Origin of the sequence: Actinomadura logoneensis (genome assembly GCF_003428695.1) — a bacterium.
Lineage (GTDB): Bacteria > Actinomycetota > Actinomycetes > Streptosporangiales > Streptosporangiaceae > Spirillospora > Spirillospora logoneensis.
Genome location: NZ_QURH01000352.1, coordinates 1 through 545, shown reverse-complemented (window position 1 = coordinate 545; position 545 = coordinate 1). Strand labels below are relative to the sequence as shown.

At 79.6% G+C, this 545-nt stretch carries 2 pseudogenes; both read left to right on the top strand.

The features are described 5' to 3' along the window. Nucleotides 1-219 (top strand): annotated as a pseudogene (locus DZF91_RS22680) (hypothetical protein); the annotation flags it as partial. A 12-nt stretch (nucleotides 220-231) separates the two neighbouring features. Further along, nucleotides 232-545 (top strand): annotated as a pseudogene (locus DZF91_RS22675) (hypothetical protein); the annotation flags it as partial.

The following is a 545-nucleotide window of genomic DNA, read 5'->3' as shown; positions in this document are numbered from 1 at the left end:
GCCGCGAAGGCCGGCGCCGCCGGACGGCCGGACGCGCCCGGAGACGACGCGTCCGCCCTCTGGAAGTCTCTCGACCGTGGCGAGGACCCCACCGAGGCGACGGACCCCGCGGCCACGGATTCCGCCGACACCCGCGATTCCACCGCCACCTCGGACGCCGGTGCCTCCGAGAAGGCCGACGACATGTCCGACGACGCCGCCGCCCAGCGGCGCCGCTGAGGCGGCCCCCGGATGGCGGGCGGCGCGGGCGAACTCGTCCTGGTCGTCGAGCACGACCCCGCCGTGGCCGAGCTCCAGCGGCGCAGCCTGACCCGCGAGGGCTACCGGGTCGAGGTCGAACCGGACCCGGCCGCCGCGCCCGACGCCGCGGCCCGGCTGCGTCCGGACGCCGTGGTCCTCGACCTCTCCACCACCGCCGCGCCGGCCGAGCTGTACCGGCGGGTCGCGGACGCCCTGGTCGGCCGCCCGTCCCGGCCCGGCGGACGCGTCGTCGCGGTCGTCGGCCCCATCGACCCGGCCGTCGCGCGCGGCCTGGGCGCGCACCG